Source organism: Saccharothrix obliqua (genome assembly GCF_019375475.1).
Classification (GTDB): Bacteria; Actinomycetota; Actinomycetes; order Mycobacteriales; family Pseudonocardiaceae; genus Actinosynnema; species Actinosynnema obliqua.
Window position 1 is genome coordinate 696,073 of sequence record NZ_JAHXGQ010000002.1, and the last position, 15,929, is coordinate 712,001.

General features: G+C 68.6%; 10 protein-coding genes and 2 CRISPR repeat arrays (1 of these 12 running past the window's edge). All 10 genes read left to right on the forward strand.

Going from position 1 to position 15,929, the window contains the following annotated elements; genetic code table 11:
* Window positions 1–167: 167 nt before the first annotated feature.
* The 10 genes from KZQ38_RS09110 (at window position 168) to cas2e (ending at window position 15,811) form a co-directional block, all read left to right on the forward strand.
* Window positions 168–2,078 (forward strand): tachylectin-related carbohydrate-binding protein, encoded by a 1,911-nt coding sequence (locus KZQ38_RS09110; protein WP_219440201.1) that lies wholly within the window; start codon window positions 168–170, stop codon window positions 2,076–2,078.
* 676 nt (window positions 2,079–2,754) lie between these two features.
* The gene (locus tag KZQ38_RS09115) at window positions 2,755–3,957 is read left to right on the forward strand and encodes a site-specific integrase (RefSeq protein ID WP_257900976.1); all 1,203 of its coding nucleotides are present in this window, start codon (window positions 2,755–2,757) and stop codon (window positions 3,955–3,957) included.
* A gap of 549 nt (window positions 3,958–4,506) precedes the next feature.
* Window positions 4,507–6,468: a CRISPR direct-repeat array (repeat unit 27 nt; unit sequence GTTCTCCCCGCGCAGCGGGGGTGGGTC).
* Between the two features lie 654 nt (window positions 6,469–7,122).
* Window positions 7,123–9,717, forward strand: coding sequence for a CRISPR-associated helicase Cas3' (gene cas3, locus KZQ38_RS09120; RefSeq protein WP_219440202.1), 2,595 nt, complete (start codon window positions 7,123–7,125; stop codon window positions 9,715–9,717).
* 3 nt (window positions 9,718–9,720) lie between these two features.
* Window positions 9,721–11,301, forward strand: a complete 1,581-nt coding sequence (casA, locus tag KZQ38_RS09125; protein WP_219440203.1) for a type I-E CRISPR-associated protein Cse1/CasA — start codon at window positions 9,721–9,723, stop codon at window positions 11,299–11,301.
* A complete protein-coding gene (gene casB / locus KZQ38_RS09130) occupies window positions 11,298–11,861 on the forward strand; it encodes a type I-E CRISPR-associated protein Cse2/CasB (RefSeq protein WP_219440204.1) in 564 nt (187 codons plus the stop codon). Before casA ends, casB begins: the two co-directional genes overlap by 4 nt.
* 41 nt (window positions 11,862–11,902) lie before the next feature.
* Window positions 11,903–13,105 (forward strand): type I-E CRISPR-associated protein Cas7/Cse4/CasC, encoded by a 1,203-nt coding sequence (cas7e, locus tag KZQ38_RS09135; RefSeq protein ID WP_219440205.1) that lies wholly within the window; start codon window positions 11,903–11,905, stop codon window positions 13,103–13,105.
* Complete coding sequence (cas5e, locus tag KZQ38_RS09140; protein ID WP_219440206.1) at window positions 13,102–13,857, forward strand: type I-E CRISPR-associated protein Cas5/CasD; 756 nt, start codon at window positions 13,102–13,104, stop codon at window positions 13,855–13,857. The genes cas7e and cas5e overlap by 4 nt, the downstream gene beginning before the upstream one ends.
* A complete protein-coding gene (cas6e, locus tag KZQ38_RS09145; RefSeq protein ID WP_219440207.1) occupies window positions 13,854–14,504 on the forward strand; it encodes a type I-E CRISPR-associated protein Cas6/Cse3/CasE in 651 nt (216 codons plus the stop codon). Before cas5e ends, cas6e begins: the two co-directional genes overlap by 4 nt.
* Before the next feature lie 3 nt (window positions 14,505–14,507).
* Window positions 14,508–15,488: a type I-E CRISPR-associated endonuclease Cas1e gene (cas1e, locus tag KZQ38_RS09150; RefSeq protein ID WP_219440208.1), complete on the forward strand. Its 981-nt coding sequence runs from the start codon at window positions 14,508–14,510 to the stop codon at window positions 15,486–15,488.
* Window positions 15,488–15,811, forward strand: a complete 324-nt coding sequence (gene cas2e / locus KZQ38_RS09155) for a type I-E CRISPR-associated endoribonuclease Cas2e (RefSeq protein WP_219440209.1) — start codon at window positions 15,488–15,490, stop codon at window positions 15,809–15,811. Before cas1e ends, cas2e begins: the two co-directional genes overlap by 1 nt.
* Before the next feature lie 29 nt (window positions 15,812–15,840).
* Window positions 15,841–15,929: a CRISPR direct-repeat array (repeat unit 27 nt; unit sequence GTTCTCCCCGCGCAGCGGGGGTGGGTC); it runs 778 nt beyond the window's last position.

Sequence of the window (15,929 nt, forward strand, 5' to 3'; positions counted from 1 at the left end):
CTTGCCCCGAACAGTCGAACACACTGGTCCGCAACACTGCCCAACAGCCGATCAAGCACCGATCGCCACCCACTGACACTGGCCTTGGCCTGCGAAGGTGGGCTACCTTTCCTCCATCCGTCCAGCGAGCGGACACGGGGGAGATCATGCCGACAACCGGAACGACCATGTCCAGAAAACTCCTGGCGACATCGTCCGCGATCATCGTCGGATTGGCCGCCACGAGTAGCCCGACAGCACGATCCGATATCACGAAGAATTCCACTCTGACTTGCAAAACTGCGGTGAACCTGGTCGGCTCGAGCCAGGACGGAACTTTCTGGATCCTTCCGCACAACGAACCGGAGATCGGCAACTACGACTGGTCCACGAAACGGACCGTGGGATCCCAGTGGCACGTCGGCCGCACGCTGGCCGGTCCGGACGGAGTGGTCTACAGCCTGGTCGGCAGCAGCGGCGATCTGCGCCGGTTCCGGTGGAACGGCGCCAGTTGGGACGTGTGGAACGGTGCCCAGTTCCGCATGGTGGGCACGGGCTGGGGTCGTTACGCCCAGACCGAGCACCGCAACAAGGTCACCGTCGACGAGAAGGGCCGACTGTACGAGATCAACGCCGCAGGTGAACTCCGGGTCCGCATCTGGACGGGCGACGACGCCACCGGCAACTGGACCCCGGAGACCAGCGCTGGAGGGAAGGCTCTCGGCACCGGCTGGAACCAGTACAACCTGATCATCGCCGCAGGCGACGGAGTGCTCTACGCCCGCAAGCCCAACGGCGACCTGTTCCGCTTCCGCTACCACTTCGGCTCCGACCGCTTCACCCAACACGGGCTACGCGTAGGCACCGGGTGGGCCGAGGCCAAGCACATCCTCTCGGTCGGCGGCGACATCCTCTACGGCACGTGGCCGGGCAGCGACGGCCCGCTCCTGTGGTACCGGTACTACGAGGACACCAACTCCTGGGCGAGCGGGGTCGGCAAGAAGGTCGGCGTTCGGTGGTACGGGGAACTCGACGTAACAGCCGACAGCAACGGTTGCCGCCTGACCGGCTACCCGGTCCCGTCCCGTCCCGCCGTTCCTCAGCGCTTCGACGCCCCGACGACCGTCCGGCAGGGGCCGGACGGCAAGGTGAGCTGGTTCTACGTCAACAGCTCGGGCGGCCTCACCGTGGCCACCCAGCGGTACGTGGGCGACTACACCTTCCTGGAATACAACACGTTCGCCGAGTACCACAAGTTCACCGGGCAACCCGGTGCGGGACTGCGCCAGGACGGCCGGTTCGAGGTACTGGCCAACAGCTACGACGACGCCTCCTTCCGCGGCAAGACCCAGCAGGTGAAGAACGGCGTCTGGGGCACTGCCCTGACCAACCAGGAAGGGTGGATGCGCAGCGATCCGGTGCTGGTTCGGGAATCCGACGACACCCTGAGCCAGTACGCGGTGGATGACGCGGGCGCGCTGTGGCGACGCGCGCAGGTCGCGCAAAACGGGCCCTACAGCGGCTGGCTCAAAGTCGTGGCGAGTGGCGTCACCACAGACTTCACCGCAGTGCGCAACGGAACCAACGTCGACCTGGTCGCCCGATTCACCGACAACTCCGTCAACACCGCACGCGTCACCAACGGTGTTGTCGGCACCTGGCGGACCGTCGGAACCGATACCACCGACCGACCGGCCGCGGTCGCCCATCCGAACGGCGACCTCCAGGTCTTCGCCCGACGGGGCAACGGCGTGGTGCACACGCAGCGGGAGTCAGCCGGAACGTTCCCCGGAACGTGGACCGCGCTCGGCAGCCTCACCACCAGAGGCTCACCCGCGGCGGTGGTTCGAGGCAACGGCCTGGTCGAACTCGCCGCACGTGGCACCGACAACTACGTGTACCAGGCCAGCCAGTTGGCACCGTCCGCGGGCTTCGGCGCGTGGAGCGTCCGCTACTTCGAGGAGACCGCCACCGACCCGACGGGAACCGTCCTCGCCAGTGGCGACCCGATCTTCACCTGGCGCTCGCCTCAGGGGTTGATTCTCACGTCCTACATCAACCCCGGTGCCACGTTCACCGGCGCGACCGCCAAGCGCTGAGCGGAACAGCGGATCGCAGGTCCACCGGGCGACAGTCGTGCCTGGTGGACCTCGTATCCCACCGGGACTCGCCCGAAAAGCGAAGTCGACGAGACCACGCCAACCGCATTCCCCGCGACCGGAAAACTCGAGGCGTCGGCAACCACCCGCAGCACCGCCACTCGAGGACGATCCTGGCTCAACTCACGCCGGCTTGACCATCGCCGCGACGCGCACTCCCCCGCCCAGGCCGACCCGATCGGCACCGACGAAGGCATCGCCGATCTCACCCGCTAATCCGGTGACGGCCACGTTTCCCTATACCAGGGCCGCAGCGACGTCGAACCAGGGCAGGCATTCTGGTAGGCACGCGACCACGGCACGAGCTGGAACTGAACACCCGTGAGGCCAGCTGGTTCCTCCAGCACTGAAAACATCAACCGTCCCTCTGAGGCGGCTGAGCTTAGTCCATGCGCGGTCACCGTCCGCTTGCGCGACAGACCCGCGGCACGACCCGGAAACCTTTGGGGACTTGAAGTGATCGAGGCAGTCCCACCGCGCCGATAGCGCTGTCGTGGCGTCAACTGCCAGCCGTTCGACCTGCAATGACATGACCTGTGGTCGCGATGTGGTCGCGTCCGGCGCACGCTCGTGCCCCTCACCCACCCCTGGGCGAGGAACACGGAAGAAGGTCGTGATGAGCAATCCCCAACGCGGGCGCGTGTACCGACGCTGCGGCTGCCGCAACGCCGCAGGGAGGCAACTCGGCGCCCAGTGCCCCAAACTGGCCGGCGGCAAGCATGGACGGTGGACCTTCGCGGTCGACATGCCGTCATTGGACGGACGACGTAGGACCAAGCGGCGCGGCGGGTTCGCATCCAAGTCCGCTGCACAGAACGAACTGGGCAGGGTGCTGGAGTACGAACGGATCGGCATCGTCACCGACGACAGGCAGACCGTCGCCGCCTACCTGACCAACTGGTTGCACGACAAGTCACGGACACTCAAACCGACCACCGCAGCCCTCTACCGCGGCTACGTCACCAAGGACCTGGTCCCCGCGCTGGGCTCGATCCGGCTCGACTCGCTCAGCCACCACCACGTCATGGTGTTCATCGCCAACCAGGTCGCCGAAGGACGCGGCAAGACCACCCTGCGGCGGTGCGTGGCAACTCTGTCGAGCGCGCTCACCGACGCCGTCCGACAACGACGACTCCCCCACAACCCCGCCCGTTACGCACTCGTCCCCCGACCACCCAAGTACGAACCCACTTGCTGGTCACCCACCGAGGCCGCGCGGTTCCTGCGCTACTGTCACGAACAAGACGATCCGCTGGCAGACCTGTTCGAGGTCGTCATCGGCACCGGACTGCGCAAAGGCGAGGCACTCGCGCTGCACTGGGACGACATCAGCCTCGACGACCACGTCGCCTTCATCCGCTACACACTGTCCAACGTCAACAACACCACACCTGTACTGACGGCGCCCAAGACCAGGAGCAGCCGGGCCTGGATCGGCCTGTCCGACCGTGTCGTCACCGCCCTGCGCAACCAACTCATCCGACAGCCCGGCCGTGACTTCGTGTTCAGCCGACGCAACGGCAAACCACTACGACCCGAACACGTACTCCACCGCTTCCACCACCTCACCACCGCCGCAGGACTGCCCAAGATCCGCGTCCACGACCTGAGGCACTTCGCCGCGACCACCATGCTCAACTCGAACCTGCCACTCGCCGTGATCTCCCGGGCGATGCGCCACTCGCACCTCTCGACCACAACCGACGTCTACGGCCACCTGCTGCGCCACGTCGCACACGACGCCGCCGACGTCGTCGCTAACGCCCTCAACGCCGTCGACGCAACCCTGACCGAAGGAGACCACACCGCGACCACATAAACCTCAAAACGAAACCAGCGGGTTCACCATCATGGTGAACCCGCTGGTCACAGCCGTCGGGACGACAGGATTTGAACCTGCGACCCCTTGACCCGGTCGCCCAGATCATGTCCTGACCTGCGGAAACAGCGAGTTCGCCCTCGATTAAGGAGCAGTTGAGAGCACTTGTTGCTTGGACATGTCGGCAGCGGGCAGCACGCACCTCCCTCCTGCACCTCGACCGAGCAAGGCCGGCCCGTTCCGAGGCACCCGCATGGTGGCTGACAGGTGAACTGCAACCCGCCCACTCCTAGCGACTGATCTCGGGGCGAGAGCCCCGGCGCGCGTCCGAGGGGTGACGACGACCGTCAAGCCTGGGCTTGTGTCCGGGATGCGGACGGCTGAACAATCAGCGGGACAAGGTGTGTACGCCTACGAACGCGGCGTGGCCGCAACCGTCGGGATCCGACCATGGCAGGGCAACCGAGATGCGGGGGCACCGTCTTCCAGGACACCATCCGGGAACATCACGAAACGGTAACCCCTGTGCATCGTCGCTGTTCAGGAAGTGTTCTCCCCGCGCAGCGGGGGTGGGTCCCGAACAGGACGCCTCCGCACAGGACCCGTCGCAGACCGGCGAGGAGGTTCTCCCCGCGCAGCGGGGGTGGGTCCTGCGCCGCCGCGCCCGCGCCGAAGCCGACCGGGTTCTCCCCGCGCAGCGGGGGTGGGTCCACCGACGGCGAGTTCTTCGACGGCACGCAGTTGTTCTCCCCGCGCAGCGGGGGTGGGTCACTCGCGCTCGTGCACGCCATCGGTGAGCATCCTGTTCTCCCCGCGCAGCGGGGGTGGGTCCTGCTCCACCCGCAACGCCGGCGGCGCGAGCGGGTTCTCCCCGCGCAGCGGGGGTGGGTCGGCGACCGCCGAGGCCAACGAGGGCAACATCAAGTTCTCCCCGCGCAGCGGGGGTGGGTCCCTGGAGACCAAGATCCGATGAGCACTTCGACTGTTCTCCCCGCGCAGCGGGGGTGGGTCTGCCTCCAGGTCGGCCACCGACTCGTTCGCGGCGTTCTCCCCGCGCAGCGGGGGTGGGTCCGTGTAGGCACCGGGCCCCACGTGCGTGGCGGAGTTCTCCCCGCGCAGCGGGGGTGGGTCGAAGTACACCGACACCGCGGTCGGCACGCTCGAGTTCTCCCCGCGCAGCGGGGGTGGGTCCAGCGCCCAGTCCTCTGCGGACCAGGCGTAGCGGTTCTCCCCGCGCAGCGGGGGTGGGTCCTCCGCGATGAGTTCCAGCAGGTTGGCGACGCTGTTCTCCCCGCGCAGCGGGGGTGGGTCCCTGCACGTCGACCGCGGTCTCGGTGGTGTCGAGTTCTCCCCGCGCAGCGGGGGTGGGTCTTTCCTTCTTCGTCGCTTCCGAGATTTCCATCTGTTCTCCCCGCGCAGCGGGGGTGGGTCCCGCACGCGCCACAGGGCGACGTTCGACGCGATGTTCTCCCCGCGCAGCGGGGGTGGGTCCAGGTCCGTGATCACGGACCACACCGCGGTGTGGTTCTCCCCGCGCAGCGGGGGTGGGTCCACTCCATCCGCTCCGACGGCTACACCCAGCCCGTTCTCCCCGCGCAGCGGGGGTGGGTCGTCGCCCCGGCGGGAGAACAAGGCCGCGAGCTAGTTCTCCCCGCGCAGCGGGGGTGGGTCCGTGCACTGCTCGACCTTGATGCGGTTGAGGTCGTTCTCCCCGCGCAGCGGGGGTGGGTCCGTGCCCACGTGCACCGCGTTCCCGAGGCGCGTGTTCTCCCCGCGCAGCGGGGGTGGGTCCTCGATCGCCCACACGTTGCCGTCGCCGTCCGCGTTCTCCCCGCGCAGCGGGGGTGGGTCCTGATCAGCTCTGCGGCCCTCTCCCGGTCCTGCGTTCTCCCCGCGCAGCGGGGGTGGGTCCGCGTAGTAGCGGGAGTGGGCCGAGGTGTTCCGGTTCTCCCCGCGCAGCGGGGGTGGGTCGGCGGCGCGGGCGCTGTTCGCGGACACCGTGTTGTTCTCCCCGCGCAGCGGGGGTGGGTCCTCGATGTGGAGCCCACGGGCGTTCGCGGTAGGGTTCTCCCCGCGCAGCGGGGGTGGGTCGCAGTCGGCAGCGATGGCGCGCTCGGAGTCGATGTTCTCCCCGCGCAGCGGGGGTGGGTCCTCCCACGTCTTGGCCTCGACCACGCCGCCGACGTTCTCCCCGCGCAGCGGGGGTGGGTCCTCGCCGTGGCAGCACCCCACCGACACGCGGGTGTTCTCCCGCGCAGCGGGGGTGGGTCCTCGTCGCGTCATCGATCTTCACTTCGATCGCCGTTCTCCCCGCGCAGCGGGGGTGGGTCGGGCGTCGTAGTGGTGATGCCTTGGTCTTCCCCGTTCTCCCCGCGCAGCGGGGGTGGGTCCGTGGCGTGGTCGCCGTCGACCACCAGGGCGCTGTTCTCCCCGCGCAGCGGGGGTGGGTCCTTCGCCGCGCCGATGAGCAGTAGCGTCTCCGCGTTCTCCCCGCGCAGCGGGGGTGGGTCGATGCCAGTGGGGTGGGTCGGTTCGGGTGCCTCGTTCTCCCCGCGCAGCGGGGCGGTTGGCCTTCACGTCTTCGAGGGTTCTCCCCGCCCAGCGGGGGTGGGTCCATCTCGTCCGCGGACAGGCCCAGCGACTCGTAGTTCTCCCCGCGCAGCGGAGGTGGGTCACTGGAGCGCAAGCTGGGCCGGTCCACCGGCCAGGTTCTCCCCGCGCAGCGGAGGTGGGTCCCGCGAGCTTCAACCACTGGCTCGGTGGAAACCCGCCCCCGTTAAGTCCTGCCTACCGTGAAGTCGCTGGTGGGTCGCTCTCGTCGTCTGGGTTGCCGTTCCCCGCTGGCTTCGCTGTAAGCGAAGCCAGCGGGCCCTCGCTAGGAGCTCACCCGCGGCCAGGTATACGGACCGTAGCCGGAGGTTGCGCTGTCGCGAGGAGCGCGGCACGTCGACCGGGTTCTCAAGCACCCAGATGACTCACCCTCGCCGAGGCGAGGAGCAGTTGGACTCATCCGGAGTCCGGTTGCCCAGTGCCGCCGCGTCACCGTCACTCGGTGGTGCCGCTGACAAGGGCAAACCTTAGCCGGCACCTCGCTGTGCCGCAGGCCACAGCGGCCTGGTAGGGTCCTTCTCTTCGATTCTGAAGTCTGGTTGCTTAAGGAGGAACGTGAGGATCGACGCTCCATGGGCTAAGGACAAGGACCTTGATCCTCGGTATCCCCTGGTTCATCACCTGCTCGATGCGGCTGCGGCGGGGCGGGCCTTGTGGGAGCTGCACGCGACACCCGGGATGCGACGGTGGCTCACGGAGGAGCTGGGGATGTCCGAGGACGAGACCGGTTCGTTCGTGGCACTCCTGGCCGGGTTACACGACATCGGCAAGGCCATGCCGTGCTTTCAGGAGCAGAAGCTCCGGCCGGGCGCCCATGGCTACCTTCACCATGCTGAGGCGGCGTACCTGATTCTGCCGACGTTGCTGGATTCGGAGGTGGCGAAGGAGGCGAAGCCCGACCTGGTCGCCTGCCGGATCGGGCAACTCCTGGCGGGCCATCACGGTGTCTTCCCTTCGCCCAAGGCGTGGCAGGTCGAGCGGCCGTTGGAGGACGATCGGCTCGGTGGCGAGGAGTGGCACCGGGTACGGGTCGAGTTGGTCGCGGCCATCCGGGGTGTGCTGGGCGGGCCGCGGCTTCCCGAGTCGCTGAGCGTCGAGGCCGCGACGGTGTTGACGGGCCTTGTGGTGGTCGCGGACTGGGTGGTGTCCGACGTGAAGGACTTCATCCCGCACCAGCAGGCGAACGCGCCCGAGGACCTGGAGGAGCGGTATCGGTACACGCTGGAGGTGGTGCGGCGTCGGGTCGTCGAGGTCGGGCTGCGTGCGCCGACGTTCGTCGAGTCGTTGACGACCGAGCAGGTGTGGGGTTTCGCGCCCAACGCGTTGCAGCGGTCGCTTCAGGAGGAGTGGCTGCCCGGGTTGTCCGAGTCGGGTCTGCTGATCGTCAGCACGTCGACGGGTTCGGGCAAGTCCGAGGCGGCCCTGTTGGCGGCGCATGGTCTCGGGCGGGTGACCGGGCGCAGCGGGGTGTACTTCGGGTTGCCGACGATGGCCACGGCGGACGCGATGCGCGCGCGTGTGGCGGAGTTCGTGGCGGGGTGCACCGTCGGTGGGGTGCCGGTGACGTTGGCGCATTCGATGGCCCGGTTCAGTGAGCGCTACGAGCAGGATGCCGATGTCACCGCGTGGTTGCGCGACCCGAACACGACGTTGCTCGCCGGGTTGTGCGTGGGCACGATCGACCAGGCGTTGTTGGCGGGGTTGCGGGTTCGGCACAACGCGTTGCGTGTCCACGCGTTGGCGAACAAGACGTTGATCATCGACGAGGTGCACTCCTACGACGCGTACATGCTGGAGTTGCTCGCGAGTCTGTTGAACTGGTGTGGGCGGTTGGGCACGCCGGTGGTGTTGTTGTCGGCGACCCTGCCGAAGAGGATCAGCGACCGTCTGGTCTCCGCTTATCTGGGTGGCGCGGGCATCGACCGCTCCGGCGGTCCCGAGGCCGCCTATCCGGGGTGGGTGTTCGTCGGGCGTTCGGGTTCGGTCCTGTCGCCTTCGGTCGAGTCGGCGGCGGCGATGGCGGTCGAGAAGTCTCCGGTTCCGGTGGTGGAGGTGCGGCGGCACGCCCGGTCCGCGGAGAGCCGGTTCGGGGTGATCACCGAGTACGCCGGGCTTGTGCGGGCGGGTGGTGGTTCGCTGGCGGTGCTGTGCAACACGGTGGCGTCCGCGCAGCAGACCTTCGCGCGGTTGCGGGCGTGGCTCGCGGACGCCGAGGTGGATCTGGTCCTGCTGCACTCCCGTTTCCCCTTGTATCAGCGGCAGGAGATCACCGAGGAGTTGCAGGGGCGGTTGGGCAAAGGCGGGCGTCGCGATCGCCCGGTGATCGTAGTGGCCACGCAGGTCATCGAGCAGAGCCTTGATCTCGACTTCGATCTGATGGTGTCGGACTTGGCGCCGATCGCGTTGCTGATCCAGCGTTTGGGTCGGTGCTGGCGTCACGACCTGCTCGTGGACGGTCGTCCGGCTCGGCCGTCGTGGTGCGTCGTTCCACGTCTGGTCGTCCTCGATCCGGTCGATCTCGAATCGTCTGAACCGTGTCCGCCGGAGTGGGGTGAGGTGTATCCGGAGTTCGAGCTGGCCGCGACCCACCTGGTGCTGGCGGGCAGGCGACCCGAGCTGCGGGTGCCCCACGATGTCGACGCCCTCGTCCAGGAGGTGCACTCGACCACCATGCAGGGCGTGCCCGCGGCGTTGCGCGAGGCGTGGTTGACGCAGTACGCGAAGGAGCGAACTCAGGTCCAGTTCGCCGCGGTGGCCGGTGTCGGCGCGGTCAGCGGACTCGTCGACCTGGCGCAACTCAGCAAGAATGAGGTGTCGGAGTTGGACGTGTCCACGCGGTTGGGTATCGACACCGCCCGGTTGATTCCCCGCTACACCGGACCGGACGGGAAGTGGTTCCTGGACTCGGCGTGCTCGGTGGAGTGGCCAACCGGCCGGCCGGGTGTCACCGAGGTCAAGCTGTTGATCCGCCACTCGGTCACCTGCCCGGACGCGTGGGTCCGTGACGCGGTCGCGGCCGGCCGACTGGCTCCCGATCCCAGATGGAAGCGGAGTTCGGTGCTGCGTGACGCGCTCGTGCTGCCCGCGCCGGCGCATGGGGATCTGCGCCTCGATCGCGACTTGGGTTTGTTCCGGGAAGGGAAGAAGTAGTCGATGTCCTCGCCGTCGTACCCCGTCGACAGCAGGCCGTGGGTTCCGGTGCTCACCGGGGATGGCACGTGCGAGCCGCTGTCGCTTCGCGACCTGTTCCTGCGCGCGCACGAGTTGCGCGACATCGCCGTACCTGTCCCGCCCGCGGCGTCGGCGGTGCTGCGGCTGCTGTACGTGATCACGGCCCGGATCACCGACCTGGACCTGAAGTCCGTCGAACGCGGCTCGGTCGACTCGTCCGGGTGGCTCGCGCTGCGCCGGGACGCCGTGGAGAAGGGCGAGTTCGACCCGACGCACGTGCGCGCCTACTTCGACGACCCCAGATACCAGTGGGATCTGTTCTGTGCGGAGCGACCCTGGATGCAGGACTCGCGGCTGCGGACCGAGGCGCGTCCCATCGGGATCAACCGGCTAGATCCCACTCGGCCTCGGGACAACTCCCCCGTGTGGTTCAAGCACACCTACCACGGGCACGCGCCGGCGATCGAGACTCCCGAGGCGATCCTGTGGCTGCTCACCACCCACCTGTACGGGCCGGGAGGCGGCGGGGGGACCCGGACCGTCACCGGCACGTTGCCCGACGGCACCGCGGCCACGGTGTCGGACCAGTACATGAGTTCGGGCCCGTTGCGGGCGGCGCTGACGCACTACCCCTTGGGCCGCAACCTGTTCGAGACCCTGATCGCCGGTCTTCCCGATCCGGTGAACCCGCCCGAACGCGGCGAGGACCGCGCCCCGTGGGAACACGACGAGTTGCCCGACCCGCTCGGTTCACCACCGCCGATCACCTCGCCCGCCGGTCTGTTGTTGGGCCGCAGCCGCCACGCGGTGCTGTTGCACCCCGACCCCACCGGTGAGTACGTGGTGGACGCGCGGATCACGTGGGCGTTCAAGCAGCCCCACGTCGAATTGGTCGGCAGTGATCCCTACACGATCCGGCAGCGCGACAAGCAGGGCGGTTGGCAGGACAGGCAGGCGGACGCCGACCGGGCGCAGTGGCGGGACCTGGACGCGTTGCTGGCCGACTCCGACCACCGCACCCGCCCCGACACCGTCCGGATGATCCAGCACAACCTTCCCCCCGCTGTGCGTGACAGCCTGCGGGTCCGGGTGCACGGCGTCGACCAGGACCGCCAGGCGACCGACCGGCAATGGTTCACCGCGACGACACCACCGCTGTTCGCGTGGCTGGCCGAACAGGACCGCAACTACGCGCGGGGCGCGGAACTCCTGCGCACCGCCGCCGAAACGGTCGCCGGGGTGCTGCGCAGCGCGTTGAACACACAGTTCCGGATGCTGACCGGAGGAGGCGGCGGTGGTCCCGGCAAACGGGACGCGCCCTGGGTCGCGTCCGCGATGACGCACTACTGGCCACACGCTGAGACCCTGTTCTGGGAACGCTTCCACGACCAGGACTTCACCGAGCCCGTCCGCGCGTTCACCGGCATCGCGGAGAAGTCGATGGCCGCCGCCACCGACCACGAGGCACATCAGCCCCCTGTCGCCCGCGCCCAGGCGAGAATCCTGCGCTACCTGCGAAACCATGCCGCGAAGAAGGAACCCCGCGAGGACAAGGACCTATGACCGCCGACATCCCGACCCGGTTGGACTTCAAGGATCGCAAAGCGGACTCCGCCGCGTTCGTCTCCAGGATCGTGTCGCTGTGCGAACGTTACCCAGGCGCGAGATCCGCACTGCGCTCCGGACTGGGCCGCACGCCCCAGGACTTCGCGTCCGCGCCCATGCACCGCTACATCTTCCAAGCCGTCCGGCGCCCGCTGGAACCGCGGCACCTCGAGCACTCGCTGCACACCATCGCCTCGCTCATCGCGCTGCGGCCCGACACCGCCATCCCCCGGCTGTCACCGGGAAACCTGGGGGCGACGTTCGCGCACGCGGCGAACACCGGTGCCTTCGCCACGAACACGATGGACAAGTCCGTGCAACGCCTGGCACGTCAGACTTCCGACACCATCTGCGCACACATCGCCAACGTCGTGGCCCCGTTGCGCGGCAGCGACGTCCCCGTGGACTTCGCGCTGCTGCTACGCGACTTGATCAACTGGCCCTACGACCAGCGGGACGTGGGCACCCGTTGGCAGCAGACCTTCTTCCTCCGCCTCGACCACGACCCCGACCTGTGACAACAGCTCCCGGCATCTTTGAAACCGTTGAAAGGCCGATCGTGCACCTCGACATCCACGCACTGCACGCCGTTCCCTACAGCAACCTCAACCGTGACAACATGGGCTCCCCCAAGGAGGCCGTCTACGGCGGCAAGATCCGAACCAGGATTTCCAGCCAGTCGTGGAAGCGCGCCGTGCGCCACCAGGTCGAGACCCTCCTCGGCGAGTCCACCGTGCGCACCCGCGCGGTGGCCCAAGGCGTCGCGAACCTGCTGGTCGACCGGGGATGGGCCGCGGACCCCGCACGCAAAGCCGGCCGCGCCGTGTTGTACAGCGCCGACGCGGCGGCCAAGCGGTCGGACTCCAAGGCCGGTGGCGTGACCCCCGACGACAGCGATCTGTCCAAGGTCCTGTTCTGGGTTCCCTCCGCCGCGCTGTCGGAACTGGCCGACCTGTGCGAGCAGCACCGCGACGCGATCGACGCCACCGCGCTCCCGGCCGCCGAGGCCGCCGCGGAAGGCGACGTCCCCGACGGCGAACCCGCCACCAAGCCTGCCAAGGGCAAGGGCAAGGCGGCCAAGGCGAAGGTCGAGGTCGTGCTGCCGTCCGAGCGGGTCGACGAGATCCTGCGCCGCCGCTCGGCGACGATCAACCTCCTCGGCCGGATGCTCGCGGAGATGCCGGGCCACAACGTGGACGGCGCGACGCTGTTCGCCCACGCGTTCACCACCCACGAGACCTCGGTCGACTTCGACTTCTTCACCGCCGTGGACGACCTGCGTCCCTCGACCGGATCCGGACACCTCGACACCGCCCGTTACGCCAGCGGCGTGTTCTACCGCTACAGCAGCGTCAACATCACCGACCTGGCCGCCAACGTCGGCGGCATCGACGACGCCCTGAAGGTGACCGACACCTACCTGCGCGCGTTCTGCTCGGCCATGCCCAGCGGCAAACAGCGCACCACCGGCGCGGTCACCCCGCCCGACCTCGTGCACCTGGCCCTGCGCCACGCCCCGCTGTCACTGGCCGGCGCGTTCGAGAAGCCCGTGCCCGCCGGACACGGCGGCGGCCATGCCGCACCGTCCCGGCAACGCCTGGCGCAGTACGCGGAGAAGGTGCACACGTTCCTGGGGCGGGACGCCCTGCTGTGGCACGGCTACGCGTCGATCGAGGACGACCACACCGGGCTCGGTGAACGACACGAGTCCCTGCACGACCTGGTCACCGAAGCCATGAACCAGGCCGGGGACCGGGCGTGACCGCGCTGCTGCTGCGGCTGGGCGGCCCCCTGCAGTCCTGGGGCGCGCTCGCGGTCAGGAACGAACGCTTCACGCTGCCCTTCCCCACGCGGTCGGGACTGATCGGCATGATCGCCGCCGCCGAGGGCCGCGGTCGTGAGGCGGACCCCGCCCGTTACCGCCCACTGCGATTCGAGATCCGCGTCGACCGCGTCGTGGAACCGAGGGTCGACTTCCACACGGTCGGCGGCGGACGCCCCGCCCGTGAGACCGTCCCGATCTCCGCCGGGGGCCACCGGCCGGCGGGACAGGGCACCGTCGTCACCCGCCGCCACTACCTCCCGGACTCGGTCTTCGCCGTCGCACTGTCCTGTGAGGACGACACGCTGTTCGGCGACATCCGCTCCGCGCTGCGCAATCCCCGTTGGGCGCCATACCTCGGTCGACGCTCCTGCCCACCCGACGGCCCCCTCGTCCTCGGTGAGGTCGACGACGGCCGACGCTGGCTGCAAACCCTGCTCCCCCTGGCCAGGCCACGCCCGCGGGACGGGAACGACGTCGCGGTCGAGTTCCTCACCGACACCCCGCCCGACGACGCGGTCCCGCACAGCGAATCGGTGCCCGACGAACCGGTGACCTTCCACCCCGTCAACCGGGCCTACCGCGACCGCACCGTCCACCGCTACCGGAAGCACCTCCCCGCATCCCTGTGCGCCGGGCACGGAATCGACTACCTCGACGCCGTCACCGCGGCCCTGGAGAACCACCGATGACCAACGCCACCGCGACCGCCACCCTGACCCGGCTGCGCCTGAACCCGCACCACCACGGCGCGACAGCCGACCTGGCCAACGCCCACCGGATGCACCGACGGCTGATGAGCCTGTTCCCCGACGACCTCGGTGACAAGGCCCGCGAACAGGCAGGTCTGCTCTACCGGGTGGAACACGACCGCCACCATGTCACCATCCTGGCCCAATCCGTCATGCGCCCCGACACCACGCGCCTGCCCGACGACTACGCCACCGTCGACACGACCGACCTGGACCCACTGCTGGACCTGCTCGACCACGACACACCGGTGCGCTACCGCATCGACGCCAACGCCGTCGCCATCAAGACCACCGACAACCACAAGGCACGTCGATGGCTCCACGGCGACGAAGCACTGGCCTGGTGGCAACGCCGAGCAACCGCCGCCGGACTCACCCTGGTCTCCGCCGCCCTCGTCCGGGAAACCCTCACCTACGCGTCGTCCACCCCGAAGAAAAGGGGCACCCCCCACGGCACGTCACGCTTCGAGGGCCTGGCCACCGTGACCGATCCCGACGCGGTGCGCCACGCCACGCTCAACGGCATCGGCCGCGCCCGCTCCTACGGATGCGGACTGCTGTCGCTCGCCCCCGCCGACGACAGGTGAGACATGGTCAGACGCCTGCCCAAGACCCTCGGCGCGCCCAGCGTCCTCGGACTGCACCCGGTCAAGGACCGCATCACCTACCTCTACCTCGACACCGTCCGGGTCGTCGCCGACCGCAACGGAGTGTGCGCCCAGGCCCAACACCCGGAAACCGGTGAACTCCAACGGGTCTACCTGCCCACCGCCAGCCTGGCCTGCGTCCTGCTCGGCCCCGGCACCAGCATCACCCACGGAGCGGTCACCACCCTCACCAGGGACGGCACCGTACTCGGCTTCGTCGGCAGCGGCGGCGTCCGCTGCTACTCGGCGTTCCTGCACGACAGCACCTCCACCGAGCTGCTGCACCGCCAAGTCCGGCTCGTGGGCGACCCAACCCAGCGCGAAGCCGCGGCCCGACGCCACTTCCACCTGCGGTTCGGCGAACAACCACCACCCGACACCACCCTGAACCAACTACGGGGCATGGAAGGCACCCGCGTCAAGACCACCTACAAGATCCTCGCCCGCCAACACCGTGTCGGCCCGTTCCGCCGGTCCTACGACCCCCACGACTTCGACGCCGGCGACCCCGTCAACAAAGCACTCACCGCGGGAACCACCGCCCTGTACGGCATCTGCACCGCCGTACTGCTCAGCCTCGGCGCCTCCCCCGCGCTCGGCATCATCCACGAGCACAACCAACGCGCCTTCAGCTACGACATCGCCGACCTCTACAAGACCGAATACGTCCTGCCCACCGCGTTCTCCCTGGCCCACAGCACCAACCCCGAACGCGACATGCGCCTCCGCCTGCGCGAGGACCTACGTTTGCTCAAACTGATCCCCCGAATGATCCGCGACATCCACTACATCCTCGACGACAACGACCAACCCCCACCCACGGACCACCCCGCCACCGGCGTCGTCGACCTCTGGGACCCGGACGGCAACGTCCCCGCCGGCGTCAACTACGGCACCCACGACACACCGGACCCGGGCTTCTGATGGCACACTTCGCCGTCATCACCACCAGCGGCATCCCCGACGGAACCCGCGGCGCCATCACCCGCTGGATGATCGAACCCGCACCCGGCGTCTACGTCGGCACACTCACCACCAGAGTCCGCACCTACCTCTGGACAGCCGTCAAAGACAGCATCGACCAACAAACCGGATGGGCCGCGATCGTCTACAACGCACCCACCGAACAGGGCTACCAGGTCGAAACACACGGACAACGCCACATCGAACGAACACTCACCAACCTCGACGGACTCACCCTCGTCGCCTGGCCCCGCAACACCACCAGCAACACAACAGAATGGTAACGCCACCACATCAGCCCAGGTCAGCAAGAGTTCTCCCCGCGCAGCGGGGGTGGGTCCGTCCAGCCCGGTGCGCAGGGCGTCGAGCCGAGGTTCTCCCCGCGCAGCGGGGGTGGGTCGA

What these genes read in the sequence shown, in the direction of transcription:
- KZQ38_RS09115 (WP_257900976.1), top strand. Translation starts at nt 2,755, where the DNA reads ATGAGCAATCCCCAACGCGGGCGCGTGTACCGACGCTGCGGCTGCCGC.
- casA (WP_219440203.1), top strand. Translation starts at nt 9,721, where the DNA reads ATGTCCTCGCCGTCGTACCCCGTCGACAGCAGGCCGTGGGTTCCGGTG.
- KZQ38_RS09110 (WP_219440201.1), top strand. Translation starts at nt 168, where the DNA reads ATGTCCAGAAAACTCCTGGCGACATCGTCCGCGATCATCGTCGGATTG.
- cas6e (WP_219440207.1), top strand. Translation starts at nt 13,854, where the DNA reads ATGACCAACGCCACCGCGACCGCCACCCTGACCCGGCTGCGCCTGAAC.
- casB (WP_219440204.1), top strand. Translation starts at nt 11,298, where the DNA reads ATGACCGCCGACATCCCGACCCGGTTGGACTTCAAGGATCGCAAAGCG.
- cas2e (WP_219440209.1), top strand. Translation starts at nt 15,488, where the DNA reads ATGGCACACTTCGCCGTCATCACCACCAGCGGCATCCCCGACGGAACC.
- cas1e (WP_219440208.1), top strand. Translation starts at nt 14,508, where the DNA reads ATGGTCAGACGCCTGCCCAAGACCCTCGGCGCGCCCAGCGTCCTCGGA.